The organism is Emticicia fontis, from assembly GCF_054779675.1.
Map to the genome: position 1 here is coordinate 17,364 of NZ_BAAGXU010000003.1, position 15,937 is coordinate 33,300.

The 15,937-nt window shown below is 37.8% G+C and carries 13 protein-coding genes; 6 read left to right on the forward strand and 7 right to left on the reverse strand.

The genetic code is table 11. The features are described from left to right. Window positions 1–457 precede the first annotated feature (457 nt). Window positions 458–3,949: an amidohydrolase family protein gene (locus ACYVFA_RS02495; protein WP_460470213.1), complete on the forward strand. Its 3,492-nt coding sequence runs from the start codon at window positions 458–460 to the stop codon at window positions 3,947–3,949. A 508-nt stretch (window positions 3,950–4,457) separates the two neighbouring features. On the opposite strand, the gene ACYVFA_RS02500 is transcribed toward ACYVFA_RS02495, so the two are convergent. Further along, on the reverse strand, window positions 4,458–4,901 hold the full coding sequence (locus ACYVFA_RS02500; RefSeq protein WP_460470214.1) for a hypothetical protein: 444 nt from the start codon (window positions 4,899–4,901) through the stop codon (window positions 4,458–4,460). A gap of 159 nt (window positions 4,902–5,060) precedes the next feature. Between ACYVFA_RS02500 and ACYVFA_RS02505 the strand changes: the two genes are divergently transcribed. From ACYVFA_RS02505 to ACYVFA_RS02515, 3 genes are all read left to right on the forward strand, one after another. Next, complete coding sequence (locus ACYVFA_RS02505) at window positions 5,061–5,981, forward strand: NAD(P)/FAD-dependent oxidoreductase (protein WP_460470215.1); 921 nt, start codon at window positions 5,061–5,063, stop codon at window positions 5,979–5,981. Window positions 5,982–6,171: 190 nt separating this feature from the next. Then, window positions 6,172–7,137: a S41 family peptidase gene (locus tag ACYVFA_RS02510; protein WP_460470216.1), complete on the forward strand. Its 966-nt coding sequence runs from the start codon at window positions 6,172–6,174 to the stop codon at window positions 7,135–7,137. A gap of 12 nt (window positions 7,138–7,149) precedes the next feature. Continuing rightward, window positions 7,150–7,926, forward strand: a complete 777-nt coding sequence (locus ACYVFA_RS02515; protein WP_460470217.1) for a hypothetical protein — start codon at window positions 7,150–7,152, stop codon at window positions 7,924–7,926. Window positions 7,927–7,979: 53 nt separating this feature from the next. Here the strand turns inward: ACYVFA_RS02515 and ACYVFA_RS02520 are convergent, their stop codons facing one another. After that, the gene (locus ACYVFA_RS02520; protein ID WP_460470218.1) at window positions 7,980–8,852 is read right to left on the reverse strand and encodes an ankyrin repeat domain-containing protein; all 873 of its coding nucleotides are present in this window, start codon (window positions 8,850–8,852) and stop codon (window positions 7,980–7,982) included. A 152-nt stretch (window positions 8,853–9,004) separates the two neighbouring features. On the opposite strand from ACYVFA_RS02520, the gene ACYVFA_RS02525 reads away from it, so the two are divergent. Beyond that, window positions 9,005–9,577, forward strand: a complete 573-nt coding sequence (locus tag ACYVFA_RS02525; RefSeq protein WP_460470219.1) for a Crp/Fnr family transcriptional regulator — start codon at window positions 9,005–9,007, stop codon at window positions 9,575–9,577. 806 nt (window positions 9,578–10,383) lie between these two features. On the opposite strand, the gene ACYVFA_RS02530 is transcribed toward ACYVFA_RS02525, so the two are convergent. The 5 genes from ACYVFA_RS02530 to ACYVFA_RS02550 all read right to left on the reverse strand — a co-directional run bounded on the left by ACYVFA_RS02530 (window position 10,384) and on the right by ACYVFA_RS02550 (window position 14,541). Continuing rightward, complete coding sequence (locus ACYVFA_RS02530) at window positions 10,384–10,947, reverse strand: pyridoxamine 5'-phosphate oxidase family protein (protein ID WP_460470220.1); 564 nt, start codon at window positions 10,945–10,947, stop codon at window positions 10,384–10,386. Beyond that, window positions 10,940–11,296, reverse strand: a complete 357-nt coding sequence (locus tag ACYVFA_RS02535) for a cupin domain-containing protein (protein WP_460470221.1) — start codon at window positions 11,294–11,296, stop codon at window positions 10,940–10,942. The genes ACYVFA_RS02530 and ACYVFA_RS02535 overlap by 8 nt, the downstream gene beginning before the upstream one ends. 18 nt (window positions 11,297–11,314) lie before the next feature. Continuing rightward, complete coding sequence (locus ACYVFA_RS02540) at window positions 11,315–11,785, reverse strand: GNAT family N-acetyltransferase (protein ID WP_460470222.1); 471 nt, start codon at window positions 11,783–11,785, stop codon at window positions 11,315–11,317. A gap of 50 nt (window positions 11,786–11,835) precedes the next feature. Next, on the reverse strand, window positions 11,836–12,582 hold the full coding sequence (locus ACYVFA_RS02545; RefSeq protein WP_460470223.1) for a carbon-nitrogen hydrolase family protein: 747 nt from the start codon (window positions 12,580–12,582) through the stop codon (window positions 11,836–11,838). A gap of 1,107 nt (window positions 12,583–13,689) precedes the next feature. Further along, complete coding sequence (locus tag ACYVFA_RS02550; protein WP_460470224.1) at window positions 13,690–14,541, reverse strand: lytic transglycosylase domain-containing protein; 852 nt, start codon at window positions 14,539–14,541, stop codon at window positions 13,690–13,692. 272 nt (window positions 14,542–14,813) lie between these two features. On the opposite strand from ACYVFA_RS02550, the gene ACYVFA_RS02555 reads away from it, so the two are divergent. Continuing rightward, window positions 14,814–15,896, forward strand: a complete 1,083-nt coding sequence (locus ACYVFA_RS02555; RefSeq protein WP_460470225.1) for a DNA-binding transcriptional response regulator — start codon at window positions 14,814–14,816, stop codon at window positions 15,894–15,896. Window positions 15,897–15,937: the final 41 nt, after the last annotated feature.

The following is a 15,937-nucleotide window of genomic DNA, read 5'->3' on the forward strand; positions in this document are numbered from 1 at the left end:
TAAAAGCCCAATGACCGTTTTCCCTATTCATAGACCAATGGAGACGTAATGTATTACGTCTCTACGATTTGCCAACTCCTCTCCTTCTTCAACAGTCTGATTTTACCAAAAACCTCCTCAAACACTTTGAAAACACAAACTTAAGTTGGAAATTTAGTGGATTGCTTTTTTCTGGAAGTGGCACTGGAAAAAGGTAGACGCTACGGTGAATACCTTTTTGAATTGGGACAGCAGCGCAGCAGCGAAGCGGCGAAGCGATGATTTCCAGGTGCCAACCACTCAAACAGAACCGGAGAAGGTGACGAATATCCGAAAAGGTTGAGCTTGTGGTATCAACCTTTTTGAAAGAGGACAGGGTGGTTGCAGAAAATCAGCGTTTATTTACCACCACCTCACCCAAATCCTCAAAAAATTTAATATTTTTACCAAAAAACACTTCAATAAAAACTTCTCTTAAATGAAACCTAGATTTACCTTGAAAACAGCTTTACTGAGTATGGGCATTGGGTGCTGCGTGGTGGCTGGTGTCTTTGCTTCTAAAGGTCGCAGCTTTTCGCGGCTCTTGCTTTCGTTGCAGGATACTACCAAAGTAGCCAAAGATACGACCAAGTATATACGTTATAAAGATTTACCGCTGAAAGCCTCACGCACCATGCGTATGAACACCAACGAGGGCACGTGGCTATCGGTTGATGTGAGTCCGGATAGCAAAACGATTGTGTTTGATATGATGGGCGATTTGTTTACTATTCCGTTTGCGGGAGGTAAGGCTACGAATGTAACTAAGGGAATGGCTTTTGATACACATCCGCGCTATAGTCCCGACGGTAAAAAGCTGTTGTTTATCTCGGACCGCACGGGGTCAGACAATGTATGGTATATTGATTTTGAGAAAAAAGATACGGTGCAGGTAACCAAAGACCGCGACCAGAATTTTACGTCGGCCGACTGGACACCCGACGGCAAATATATTGTGTACTCGAAAGGCCGGATGAACGTGCAATTGTGGATGGTGCACCACGACGGTGGCGGAGGGGTTCAACTAATTGATGCGCCTGCGAACCTGAAAACAATTGATGCTGCTGTTGGTCATGATGGCCGCTACATTTATTTCTCGCAACGCTTCGGGGCGTGGAATTACAACGCCATGATGCCGCAATACCAGATTGGTGTCTATGACCGTGACAATGCCAAACGTACCACGATTACGTCGAGATATGGCTCGGCCTTTACACCTACGCTGTCGGGCGATGGCAAATGGCTGGTATATGGGAATCGGTATGAAGACAAAACGGGGCTGATACTGCGTAATCTGGAGAATGGCGACGAAAAATGGCTGGCCTACCCTATCCAGCGTGATGATCAGGAGTCTATTGCTACGATGGGGGTTTTGCCGGGAATGTCGTTTACACCTGATAATAAGGCGCTGATTGCTTCTTATGGCGGTAAAATTTATAAGATAGGTGTGAGTGGGGAGAAACCTGTGGAGATTCCGTTCAATGTAGATATGGAGATTGAAATGGGGCCTCAACTGGAATTTAAATATCCGATTTCGGATACTACGCATGCTTTGATTACTCAGATTCGTGATGCAGTGGCATCGCCGGATGGCAAGAAGTTAGCCTTTACGGCCTTGAATCGTTTGTATGTGGCTGATTATCCGAACGGTACGCCTCGTTTGATTAGTACTAATGACTTCACAGAAGCGCAACCGGCGTGGTCGAGCGATGGTAAGAATCTGGTGTTTACGACATGGACACCTGAAGGGGGTAATTTATACAAAGTAAATGTTGATGGTACGCCGAATTTACAGAAATTAACGCAAAGCGCTGCTTTATATGCCCAACCTGTATGGACGCCTAAAAACGACCGCATTGTGTTTATCCGTACCCGTCTGCAAGCGTATAAATCTTCGGTTGGGCCTGTGGCCAATGGCTCGGAAGATGATATTTGCTGGATAGATGCCAATGGTGGCGCTGTTACGGTGATAGATAAAGCCCGTAATCGCTCTACACCACACTTTGTGAGTAACCAGACAGACCGCATTTATCTGAGCGGTAGTGATGGTGACCTACAATCTATTAAATGGGATGGTACGGATGAAAAAACGCACGTAAAAGTAACGGGTATCACAACCTATGGGATGAGCATTGAGGGTGAAGATTTTGCGCATAATTGTATGCTATCAGAAAAAGCGGCTCAGGCTATGGAAGTAAACCGTCCGTCGCCAGCTTCGCAGATTATCATGGCACCGGATGGCGACCAGGCTTTGGCGCAGATTAATAATGAGATTTATACGCTTGATGTACCTAAGACAGGTAAAACGGTGAGTATATCGGTAGCAGATGCGGGCTCAGCCCAGTTTCCGGCTAAGAAGCTGACTGAATTGGGTGGAGAGTTTCCGTCGTGGTCGAGCGATTCGAAGAAAGTGCATTGGTCACTGGGACGTTATCATATTGTATATGATCTGGAAAGAGCCAAGACATTTGATGATAGCGTAAAAGTGGCGAAGAAAGCCGAAGAAAAACGCAAGGCAGATTCGTTGAACAAGGCGAAATCGGATACTATCAAGATTAAAACCGATAGCGTGAAAGTGAAAGATGCCAAGAAAGCAACGGTGAAAAAAGAAGAGCCTAAGTATAAACCGGAAGAAAACGAGATAAAAATCTATTTCAGCAGAGATATGCCATCGGGGGCAGTCTTATTGAAAGGTGCTCGCGTGATTACGATGAAAGGCAATGAGGTGATTGAAAACGGGGATATTTTGATTGAAAATAATCGTATCAAGGAAATAGGCAAAAGCGGGACAATTAAAAATACGGGTAAGGCCAAGGTGATTGATGTGAAAGGGAAGACCGTGATGCCGGGCTTTGTGGATACGCACTCGCATATGTGGCCACAGTGGGGTATCCAGAAGAATCAGGTATGGGTGTATGCCGCTAACCTGGCTTATGGTGTAACGACAACACGTGACCCTCAAACGGCTACTACTGACGTATTTACCTATGGTGATATGGTAGAGGCTGGTAAAATTGCCGGGCCGAGAATCTATTCTACCGGACCGGGTGTTGGTTTCTGGGCGTATAATATCAAGGATTCAACGGGGGCTATTAATGCTTTGAAACAGTATAGCAAATACTATAATTCGAAGTATATCAAGATGTATCTGACAGGGAATCGTCAGAGTCGCCAGTGGATTATCAAGGCTGCGAGAGACCAGAAGTTGATGCCGACAACTGAGGGTGGATTGAATTATAAGCTGAATATGACGAACCTGCTGGATGGCTATCCGGGTCATGAGCATGCCATTCCCGTATATCCGTTATATAATGATGTGGTGAAAAGTATTGCCTATTCGCAAATGGCGGTTACGCCTACCCTATTGGTATCGTATGGCGGGCCGTTTGCTGAAATCTATTATTTTGAGACTGAGAATCCGTATCATGACAAGAAGATGCAGAATTTTATGCCGTATGATGAATTGGCAGAGAAGACACGTCGGGTAAGTACGTGGTTTTTACCGGAAGAACACGTGTTCCAGAAACATGCGAAATCGATGAAATCAATGGTAGAGAGTGGTTCATTGGCTGGTATCGGTAGTCACGGTGAGTTTCAGGGATTGGGGTATCACTGGGAATTGTGGTCGATGCAAAGTGGGGGTATGAAAAATCATGATGCTTTGAAGGTAGCCACTATTTTGGGTGCTAAAGCCCTAGGTTTAGACCAGGATTTGGGAAGTATCGAGAAGGGTAAACTGGCTGATTTGTTGATTATGGATAAAAATCCGTTGGAGAATATCCGTAACTCGAATACATTGAAGATGGTTGTGAAGAATGGCCGAGTGTATGATGCGAATACGCTAGATGAGGTTTATCCGGCGCAGAAGAAGTTGATTCGTACTGAGTGGACTTTTGAGAAGCCTGCTAATACGACGGGGTTGCAAGATTAGGACAACTCCGCCCCCGACCCCTAAAGGGGAGTTTTTAACACAAAAGCCTTTTTTCTTACGAAGAAAGGCTTTTGTACTCAAGATTGGTTTTATTTGAATTTTTCAGAATATATTGAAATTTCTAATAATATTAAATATTTAATTAATTCTGAATCAATAAATTGTTCAATATTTGTAAATAGTTATAATAACAGCAATTTTTAAAGCTTTTTCATGGCAAATATTTACTAAGGTTCAATTTTTTAAGTAATAGCTAATCAATCCATATTATAGGTTCTTTAACAGTTTTCTTAAATCTATGATGCCAAAAAGGAATATAATGCAGGCAATAGGATAGTTAAGAAATTTCTTTAGTGGATTATTGTAAAAAGTTTTCATGGCATTTCTGGCGGTTTTATCTGCTTTTGATGCCACAAAGTTCATTGTAAATATGTGCGTACCCAACTATAAATGCTTGGATGGCAGGGTTTGGTTCTTGAATGGCGGGTTTTGGGGAGTAAATGGTAATTTACTTCAAATAATATTCCCTCAATAGCCTTGTAGCCTCCGAAGCATTTTCGGCACAGGCATCACAGAAGGTTCCTCTGCCTTTAACGGGGCCTTCGTATAGCCAGCGGAAAGTTTTTGAGTATTTGCCGTCGAGACTGGCAATTTTTAAAGTATTGTTCTTTTTGGGGATTATATATAAGCGCAGGTTGTTTGGGAAAAGCACTTTAAATGCCTTTTCACCGTTCAGCATATCACCCCCCTCATACTGGAGTTTCATGCTTTTGATGTCTCCTTCGGGTGTTTTATAAGAATAGTTGATGTCGCCTACCTGATTGGCATTTACCCAGAAGCCGTAGGCTTCAAAGTCTTTGGCGGCAAAATTTTTATAGGCAAAATTGGCTACACGTTGTGCTTGAGAAGTGGCTGGTAACAGCAATACGAGATAAATCAAAAGTCTGTACATGGATTTAATGATTTGTTTGTTAGAAAACAATGTTAAAATACTATGCCAGACCCGTTTACCTTATTTGGTTTGCCATTTCATTAAAAAAGAATATTTGCAACATTGTTGCATTTTCAATTTATTATTATCTTTGCCGAATAATGTTTCAACAATTTTAAAATGCATCATCAAATGGTAAATAGTCAGGAGTTTGAAGTAATCATTATCGGTGGGAGTTATGCTGGACTATCCGCAGCTATGAGTTTAGGCCGTGCTTTAAGAAAAGTTTTAGTAATTGATAGTGGCCTGCCTTGCAATAGACAAACACCTCATTCGCATAATTTTCTTACACAAGACGGGCAAAAACCTAAAGAAATAGCAAATATAGCCTTGTCTCAAATAGCTCAATATAAGACCGTCGAATTTTATAATGGACTTGCCATCAATGCCATGAAAGTCGAAAAAGGTTTTGAGGTTGAAACTGAAAAGAGAGAAGTTTTCCATGCTAAAAAACTAGTATTTGCCACAGGTATAAAAGACATCATGCCTGAAATCAATGGTTTTACTGAGTGCTGGGGGATTTCAGCGGTGCATTGTCCTTACTGTCATGGCTATGAAATACACGGTCAGACAACGGGCATTATTGCCAATGGTGATGCGGCTATGCACTATGCCCAATTGATTAATCAATGGACAAAAGACCTGATGCTCTTTACTAATGGTAAATCGACTTTAACAGAAGAGCAAAATGAAAAGCTTGAAAAGCATCATATCAGGGTTATAGAAACAGGGATAGATTCTTTAGTTCACACCAATGGATATATAGAAAAAGTAGTATTAGCTGATGGTTCTTCTATTGCGCTTGATGCGCTTTATTCAAGACCTGTATTTGTTCAACATTCTAATATTCCACAAGTATTGGGTTGTGAATTAGCTGACAATGGGTTAATACAGATAGATGGTTTTCAGAAAACTACTGTACCAGGTGTGTTTGCCTGTGGTGATAATTCAAATCCTATGCGCTCGGTGGCTATGTCGGTAGCCTCAGGGGCAACTACCGGAGCAATGGTAAATCATGAATTAATTGGGGAAGAGTTTTAAACCAGGATAAAAACCGAAAAATGTAAAAGTATTAGATACTATAAGCGCTTATAAATAACTGTTTTTAGATAATATTGTACTATTCCTGTAAAAATATTTTATTTCATACAACCTATACGTACGTTTATGCATTAGGTCTTTAAACACAACTTAGAAAATTTTCTAAGCTGAGACTTAAAAGACCTTTTGCATGAGACGACTATTCTACCTTTTATTATTGACAAACATTTGCCTTTTCAATTATGCTTGCCAGAAAGATGCTACACCAGCAATTAATCCGGAAGTTGAAGCTTATCTCAGCATTCTTGTATCAAACATGGAAAAATACGCCATTAATCGTAAAACTATTCCATGGGAGGCTTTCAAAAAAAATGTATTGACAAAAGCATCGGGTGCGCAAAGTCTGGATGACTCAAAAGCTAAAGAAGCAATTCAATTTGCACTCACTCAATTACAGGATTCCCATAGTTTTTTTGTAACTGCTAAAGGAGAATACTTATCTAACAATAACCCTGTGTATTGCACTAATACGACACCAATCATACCCACAACAGATAAGACGATTGGTTATGTGAAAGTCGGTACTTTTTCTGGTTCCAGTCAGAGTGCAGAAGCAACCAGTTTTGCACAAGCGATTCAGAATGAAATCAAAAAATCAGATAATGATGATATTAAAGGATGGATTGTTGATTTAAGAGATAACCGTGGAGGTAATATGTGGCCTATGCTGGGTGGAATCGGCCCAATCTTAGGTGAAGGAACCGTTGGTTATTTTATTGACCCTGACAATTATAGTAACGAATGGGGCTATAAGAACGGGGTAACCATTGGATTTCAGATGGACAACCCATATGTACTTAGAAAGCCAAACCCTAAAGTAGCCGTATTGATAGATGAAGCCACGGCCAGCTCTGGAGAAGCCATTGCCATTGCTTTCAAAGCCAGACCAGATACAAAATTCTTCGGTTTGCCAACATGCGGTCTATCAACAGCCAATCAAAATATCAATATGCCAGATGGAGCCATACTTTACCTGACGGTTTCGACGATGGCAGATAGAACCAGGAAAATGTACGGCAAAAAAGTGGCGCCTGATGTCGAAGATCCTAATCAGACGCGGTATATCCAGCAAGCAATAGAGTGGCTAAAACAATAAATATTCAAGACTATGAAAAATTACATTATTCTGATTATTGCCATTACGATTTATTCGACAAGCGATGCTCAAGGTCTCAATTATATGTTGAGCACGCAGATACCCAAAGTAGAGATAGTTGATGGAAAAAAAGTAACAACAGTTGAAGTAAAGGTACAGACAGGTAGTGTTAGTGCAGGAGCAAATTATCTGCCCCGATCGGTTAGTTTTTTAGGCAGCCCATTTTTTATAGATGTTTTTCAACCAATCACTTTTGCTATTGACAGCTCTACTGCTCCTATAACAGCACCTGTCATGCTAGATCTGGCAAACGATGTGCTGTTGGTCAAACTAGCTGATAAAATTACGCCCATAAGTAATGTACATCTTACATTAGATGGTCATGATTTTATCACTGTTAATGGTCGATATTATGAACAGTTATATAGTGGAAAAGTAAAGTTTCTAAAAAAGTATGTGCGCGACCTAGTGCCTATGCTAATAAATAATTCTATCGCCGGCAGCGGTTATGGTAGAAGTTCTCAGCAATATGATGGAGAAATCAGCAATAAAGAAATCTATTATCTGGTTTTTCATGGCAATAAAATGAAAGAAGTAAGAATGACTCCGAAATCTATTATCAATGTTCTGACTAAAGAAAATAAGGGACATTTTGTTAATGGTGATTTTGCGCGAATGAATGAAAACGATGCTTATCTAAAAGCGATGGAGAAAATAATGACAATAGATGAAAAAGGCTTGGTGAAGATTTTAGAAGCAAATGAGTATGTAATATTACCCGAAAATTAACACAAGTATTCAGCGTATGAATAAGCTATTATACATACGCTGAGCTTTATGTTTTATTGCTGATTTTGCATCAGACTAAGCAGGTATTCCTCAATTTCAGCATATTTCTTTATCTTCTCTATGTCTGTTTCTTCTGTCTGCATATACATAGCCCAGCCAAGTGGTGTACCTCCATAAGCAAGGTCTTTTGCTTCAAGATTTGCACCCGCATTCACCAAAATTTTAACTGCTTCTAAATCGGTAGAATGCACTGCCTGATGCAAAGCACTGGCATGATGATGAAACCCTGATGAGGGTGAAAGATAAGCATTAACATTAACCCCATGCTCAATTAACAGTTTAATCATCTTTGTTTTGCCATAAAATGCAGCCATCATTAAGGCAATCTCTTTTTCGGTTTCATTGGCATTTTTTAGTAAGCTATTTACATCATCAATCCTATCAAGACCAATGGCTGTTGCTAAAGTCAGCTCTTCACCTCTTTCTATCAGGTGTCTGGCAGCATCAATATTACCATGCGCTAATGCCCCTACCCCACCGCCCGGAGATGCCCCTGCATCAATTAATAAATCAATCATTTCAATCTGCAAGCCAGAATCACGAGGTATGCTCCCTGTTGAAACCAAACCCAACGTATAATCTATATAGTATTGATAATTATCAAAAGTGTTTTTCTTAGTAGTCTCAATTAGTAATCTGGTAATATCTACAATATTGGCAGGTAGTTTTTTATTCCTGATAGGATTATCGGCCACAAACCAAATCAGATAAGGATATTTAAAATAACCTTCGGCAGGCGAATCAAGTCTAGTGTAAATGAGCTGAGGATTTGCCTCCAGCAAATTTTGTAAAGTAAGAATTTTCCCTTTGTCAATCGCTTCTACCGCCTCCCGGAAGAGAGAATCTTTAATAGCTGAAATTTCCATAATTTTATTCTAATTGACAGGATTTTAGTATAGGTAAAATTAACAAATAATAAAGACATTTTCTCCAAAGAAAAGCACTGACTTTCAATAATTTAATCAGTTAGTTTATGTATAAAACTATTAACTTTGTCAAAGTCGATTAACCTAAAACTATGTCTCATCCTACTAAACTAAAAAAGCAATTCGAAGTGATGGGTTTTAGCGGAGAGTCTCTGGAAACCATTCTGAATGCCTTTACATTGCAGAATTTTAAGAAGAATGACCATATAGTAGAAGAAGGTAAAACCAGTAGGTATATCGGGTTTGTTGAAAGTGGTATGTTTCAATATTATTCACTAAAAGAAGGCGAAGAAATAACCACTTATATTTCTTTAGAAAATACATTTCTGGCATCTTTATCCAGCTTTGTTGGTGAAACGCCTGCCCGTGAGAACATCCGTGCATTGGTTGATAGTAGTATCAGTGTGATTAATAAACCCAATCTGAAAAAACTGGCTGATGTAGTGCCCGGTTTTAAGGAGTTTTATATACAATTGCTTGAAAGATCTATCTGTGGAATTGATGCTAGCCGCCACGACCTGATTGTGCTGAATGCTGAACAACGCTACGAAAAAATGCTGAAAGAGGAGCCCCATCTGCTGCAACATATCCCACTACAATATTTGGCATCGATTCTTGGCGTAACTCCACGCCATTTGAGCCGTATCAGAAATAATATCCGCTGATTATACTTTTTGGATATTTGTCCAGTAGAAACCATTTTGCTGCTCCGAACTGCGATGAGTGCAGAATTAGGCTTTCGATAGATAGTTTGGATCAGTTATTCAGTCGTACTTTACTCAGGATTAATTGATGCAAACCATCATCTGAACCAGATAATTAGGGTTTACTTTCTATTGGCTCTACTTAAGCAAAACCCCGATAAAGCCATTGCATTAGCAAATAGAAAGGGGAATATTGCCTAAGTTTGTAGTTTAGATGGCAGGCTTTTTCAGCACTTTAATTAAAGAATATGATGAATTGGCTTAACAGTTTGAATATCTTTATCTACTTAATCACAGAAATTTACCAGGCCTTTTGGGAATCATTCTACTTCGGCACTGGAGATTTTTAGAGAAACTATTAAATGGTAAAAGAAAAAATAAGTATTTCAGCAAGCAGTTTGTTGCATATTAAGCAATGGTCTGTTTTTGCTTATTTTAAATTGAAGATTTAAATAATAAAATATTATGAAAAGGCCTTTTAATAATATTTTAAAATAAAAATTTGCTAAAAATTCACTAAACCGCTTTATCTTTTTTATATTTACAGAACCAGTATTTAACATCAGCGGACATCTCCCTTTTGTTAACCTGATTTTATATTTAACCCGCAATATCCTACTGTGAAAGTAGTATTGCTTCGCCCAATTTAACTGCTCACGGTATAAAATTTTCTCAATATAATTCTCGTAGTTTTGTTTTAAAAGTTTGTTTATTTCGTAAAGACGCAATTTTTGCGTCTTTACCTTTTTATAAACTATCTGAAAGAATCAAATAAGCGGAGATGCCGGATAATAAAAAGCATCTAAGGCAGCCTGTGGCACCAGATGTTGTTTACCAAACCAATTGTCAATCTTGATTTTGGCTACATAAATAGGCTTGGCTTGTGCCGATGTCATGGGTTCATAAGTATCTTTGGGAATGTGCTCAAAAAATTTATCAAAGAATACCTGCATGGCATTCATGCGCTCGTTTTCTTCTGTTACTATTCGTATTTTACCATAAATTATTACACTCTGGTATTCACAGCCAAAATCAACGGCTTTGGCTGCGGTATACAGTTTTCCATATTTATAGACCGAAACACATACTCTCTTTCCATCTGTTATTTCTTGCCCTGCATAGCCGTGTTTTGAAAAGTGGAAAATAATTTCCCGATTGATCTCATCATACACAAAAAACGCTACATGCATTATCGGAAACCCTTCTTTTTCAATGGCAATTGAGCAGGAAGCTGACTCCTTTAATAAGTCGATAAGAAATTCCTCTTCTGTTTCTTGTCGGTCTGTTCTTCTTACTTTTTTCGAATACTCATCCATTGCAATTTTATTCAATCGTAGTTCTGTCCTGATTAGTTGTTGGTTGAGAGATTACCAGAAACTCTAGGGGTTCATTCGTCTCATTGGCTATATAATGCTTGGTACCAGGCTTTATTAATAAGCCTTTTTGCTCACTTACCAATATTTTTTCACCTTCAGGATAAAAGGTGGCCGTTCCACTCAGAATGAAGAAAAACTGTTGTGCGTGGCTATGAAAATGAAGCTTTTCTCTCGTGTCACCTGGCATAGACTCCTGTTTGACAGATAAGCCTATACTATCTACCAATACCCAGCTATAACAATTATCTCCCCAAAGGTAATGCGATGCTGTCTGTTTGTCAATTGCCTCAAAAATCTTCTCCATATCAATATTTAGTTAGTATTATTCAGCTTCTAATTCAAGCCGCATTTCCAGGAGATTAGCTTTAAATCCGGCTTTTTCGTAGGCTTTCTTGGCAATTATATTTTCATCATATACTTCCAATCGGATTTCTCTGATATTCTGGCTGATAGCCCATTGCTTCAGTGCTTCCAGAATAGCCTTATTTATTCCTTGCCCTCTGTATTCGGGCTTTACATACATAAAGCCTAAATAGGCATAATGCGTATGCTTTTGATAGGGCTTAGCTTCTTTAATTAAGGCATAGCCAGAACCTATCAATTCGCCATTAAATTCGGCAACCACTACCTCTGCAATGGGAGATTCTATCAAATGGAGTAAATCATAATAATGGATTTCGCCCTCTTTCAAAGTACTGTCAAAAGGGCGTTCGGCTTCAACAATGCCTTGTTCAAATGCTATCAGCAGGTCTATTTCTTCTTTTCTTGCGGCTCTGACAATCAGGTCTTTCATTGTGTGATTAATCGTTTTATTTTCAACTGGATATTTTCTTTCAAAATTTTCTAGATTAGCTGAGTCGACTTTTCAAAAGGTAGAAATATTTCCTGACTATCCGAATCAATAATTAATAAGCCTTCCTCATTTGCTACGCTCGCTAGCAATTTACCCTTTTTATTCCAATAAGCGCTTTGTCCTGCTGCTTTAAAGCTATATGATTCACCGCAATAATTAGCCATTAAAACATTCATCTGATATTTCTCTGCGTATTGGCCTAATTGTTCGTAAGCTTCGGCAATACCATTAGGCGTATAAAAAAGACTGGCTATATATAAGTTTGTATGTTTATTGTGCGCATTTTCAGGATGCAGCGGATTAGTAATATCAGCACAAATAGCTACAGAAACCTTCTCATTGGCTATGCTGATGGCGGAATTATTAGCTAAACCGGCTGAAAAGAATTTCTCTTCGCCATCATGTAGAAATTGCTTAGTGTAAATAGTTATGGATCCGTCAGGTTGTATAATAAATGCGCCAATATATAGATTTGAGTCGATTTTAATAGGTGCACCTATAACAATAGTTAACTGATATAACTCCGCTTTTTGAATAAAAGCATTCAATCTTATATCATCAGGTTTGAAAGCCAATTCTTTTGCCCGCTCACGTTCATAGCCCGTCAAAGACATTTCGGGGAAAACAATTAATTGCACTTTGTATTGAGCAGCCTCTTCAATCATTAATAGATGTTGTATGATATTCTCGATGGTGCTTCTTTTATCAGGATTAGTTTGTGCTGCTGCTAATATCATTGCTTACTGCGAGGAAGTTATAAGTGTATTTTTTATGCCAACCAAAAGTACAATATCTGGTCTGATAAATTGAATATTAAGTCTGTTGCTATCTTTTTAATTGTATTTACGCAGTTTTGTCAAGTTGGTAATTGATTAATTAATACTTTAAAAGTTTGTAGTTTCACTTCTTCAACTCTCTCTATAAACACCGATGACAAACCTCTTATTTGCATGTTTAGCTTTAATCTGTTTTTATTAAACAAAAACGTATATATATCTTAGTTTAATAAGATTGATTATAAACTAAGACATATATGGCAAAAATTACGACATATGCTTGTTTTCTTCAAATATAATCCTAAATTTTGTATATAAAACAAATTGAGATAACCCATCGATTTTCTCAAATGACTTTTGCTAATCATAGAAAGTGCACTGCTTTTAGTTTAAACAATTTAGACCGCCGAAAAACAAACATGCCAAAACCTCTGTCAACATGAGGTTTTGCTTTTTATTTAATAGATATACGTAAGACTTAATGACCTATAAAAAAAGAAAAATCGTAAGATAAAATCTTACGACTTTCTAAAACAACTTTTGCTGTAATCAGTCTATAGGATAGACTGATTACAAATTTTATTTTATTTTTTTGTATTTTCCAAAGAAAACCTCACATTCTTGCAAAAAAAAAATTTCTTCCTCTCAAAACTCCTATTTTTTGTATTATTTTAAGCACTTTTCATGCCAAAGATATGAAAAATTTTAATTTTCTTATAATAAACATTAACATTCGGATATATTTTTTAAGAAAAATATTACTATATCCAGGATAGACGTAAATATAAAATTTTGTAAAAGAGGATAAATTTTATGTCCAGAACTTATATTTAATATGGATTTTGTAATTTTATTCTGTTTAAAGAAATAGCACTTTTTCGAGATATTTTTTGAACAAAAATGCGAATTTTTAATTTTTTTTAATAATTTTTTTATTTTTTGAGGAGAAATATCCTTCTCATGTCTCTTACAGAATTTAAAATACTTATCAAGCATTTTAAGTCTTCCAAATTGAATGTTTTCATTAAAGTCATAGAGAAATTTAAATGGACATAGCTTGCAAAATACTTATCGTTTAGGCACTAAAAACTTATAGCTTTTCCCTTCTTTTACTTCAAGCATCACATTCATTAGCTTATTTTCTTCATAGTATTTATCTGACTTTACCGAACCCGGATTATATACCAGCCATGGGTTATAGTATTTAAGGGTTTTATAATTGGTATTATATTTCTTAGCCAACTCTATCAGATTTATATCTTCTTTTATTTCAACTATCTCGGTTGGCTCCGCAGGCTCAGCTTTACTGACGACAAAACCATAATTAGCAGGATTTTCACAAATCAGTTTCAAAGCCAATATTCTGAATACGTAATCATTGGTTTCCAAAGTCAGGTGTAAATCATAATATGACTGCACTGACTGAGTTCGTAGAGTATTCATAATAGTTGTGCGCCCTGAATTATAGGCGGCAGCAGTCAATGTCCAGTTTTTAAAAGTCTTGTTCAGGTTATTGAGAAAATTACATGCTGCTTGGGTTGATAAGTCAAGATCCCGACGTTGGTCAACAAACTTAGTTACTTCCAGCTTGTATTCTTTTGCCGTCGAATCCCGGAACTGCCAGAAGCCCGCCGCTTTACCCGAGTTGGCATAGGGCCATAACTCACTCTCGATGATGGATAAATAGAAGAAATCTTCTGGAATTTTATTTTTGGCTAATATGTTCAGCATTTTCTCCTTATATCGTGCCACACGATTCAATATCATCAAAGTTGATGAATGCTTATATACATTCTTTATCAGTTCTTGTTCTAGCTGTTCATAGACTATGGGGTTATTTAAGGGTACCTTCTCACCTGCAAAGTCTAACGAAGCAGGAATAGGAGGTATAGTAATTTTCTGGGTCACTGGTTGTGCCATAACAAGATTTAATCCTAGCACACAGGTAAGTGTATATAGAACAACTCTTTTATTTATACGCATGATTATCAATTATTATTATTCCTATTAATGTATTTCAAACAAAAAGAAACCTTAAAATAAAAATACCAGAAATACTTTCATTGCAACGTATTTCTTCTACAATTTTATACAAAACCTGAGGCCATCAGCTCAAAATAAATTTTGGGGTCATCGATGTTTATAAACACATCAATATAGAAAATACTCAATTATTTACCTTTCTTATTCCAATGAATTTCTCAGACTTGAAAAACTTTACAAAAATATCAGATTCGGATATTCTTACTACAAGAGTGCTCCGTCCAATGATGCTGATTATTATTCTTTTCTTAACCATTGGCTTAGGGTTTACCTATTTTCAATCAATAGCAAATGGTATGACTTCCTTATTGCTTGCATTGGCATGCTTGCTACTAGGTGGATTTGTGGGTTTTCTTTTTGGGATTCCTCGGGTACTGCAATCAGATGCGCCAGTAGTGCCTCCTGCTGCACCTGCTTCACCAGGGAGCGCTACGCCATCATCCCAAGCAAGCAATACAAATCCTTATAGCCAGAGAGTGAATACTAATTTAGAGCAGATTTCTGATTGGTTAACTAAAATAATTGTTGGTTTAGGATTAGTGAATCTGAATCAGATACCCAATTTATTGAGAGATAACTCAGAACTAATTGCCAAGGGCATTGCGATAACAAAAAACATAGCAGTTGTTACGATTTTCGCTAATGCTATTATTCTGTACTTTCCTATACTTGGCTTCATGAGTGGGTATCTTGTTACCCGAATATTTTTATCTGATCTTTTCAGAAAGGCCGATACTGGCGAACTTATCGTAGGAGGGCAAGATGTGGGTTTATCTGATGTAGTAAAGGGTCTGGTAAATGTGGTGACAGATGCCACATCGTCAGATTCAAAAATATATAATAAAGCTCAGGCTTCAACTGCAAGAGTTTTGCCTAAACGAGTGCTATGGGTAGACGATAGACCCAAAAATAATGTAATAGAACGAGAAATTATGAATAAAGCCGGTATTGAAATAATATCTGCTTTATCGACAAATGAGGCTTTGGAGCAGCTAAACAAACCCAATAATAATTTTGATTTAGTTATTTCTGATATGGGGCGCGATGAGAATGGGCAATACAATTCGTCGGCAGGAATTTCCTTATTAAGTGCTATGAAAAACCCAATCAGGACATTAATTTATTGTTCGAAACAAGGAGCTGATTTATATGGAGTACAGGCACGCCAGGCTGGTGCTGAAGACGTAGTTCAGGGGCCAGATGCTTTGATGAGGGCTATTGGTATAAAATAGTTCTTTAAAGGATTCTAAGTGATTCAGACATATATTCAGTA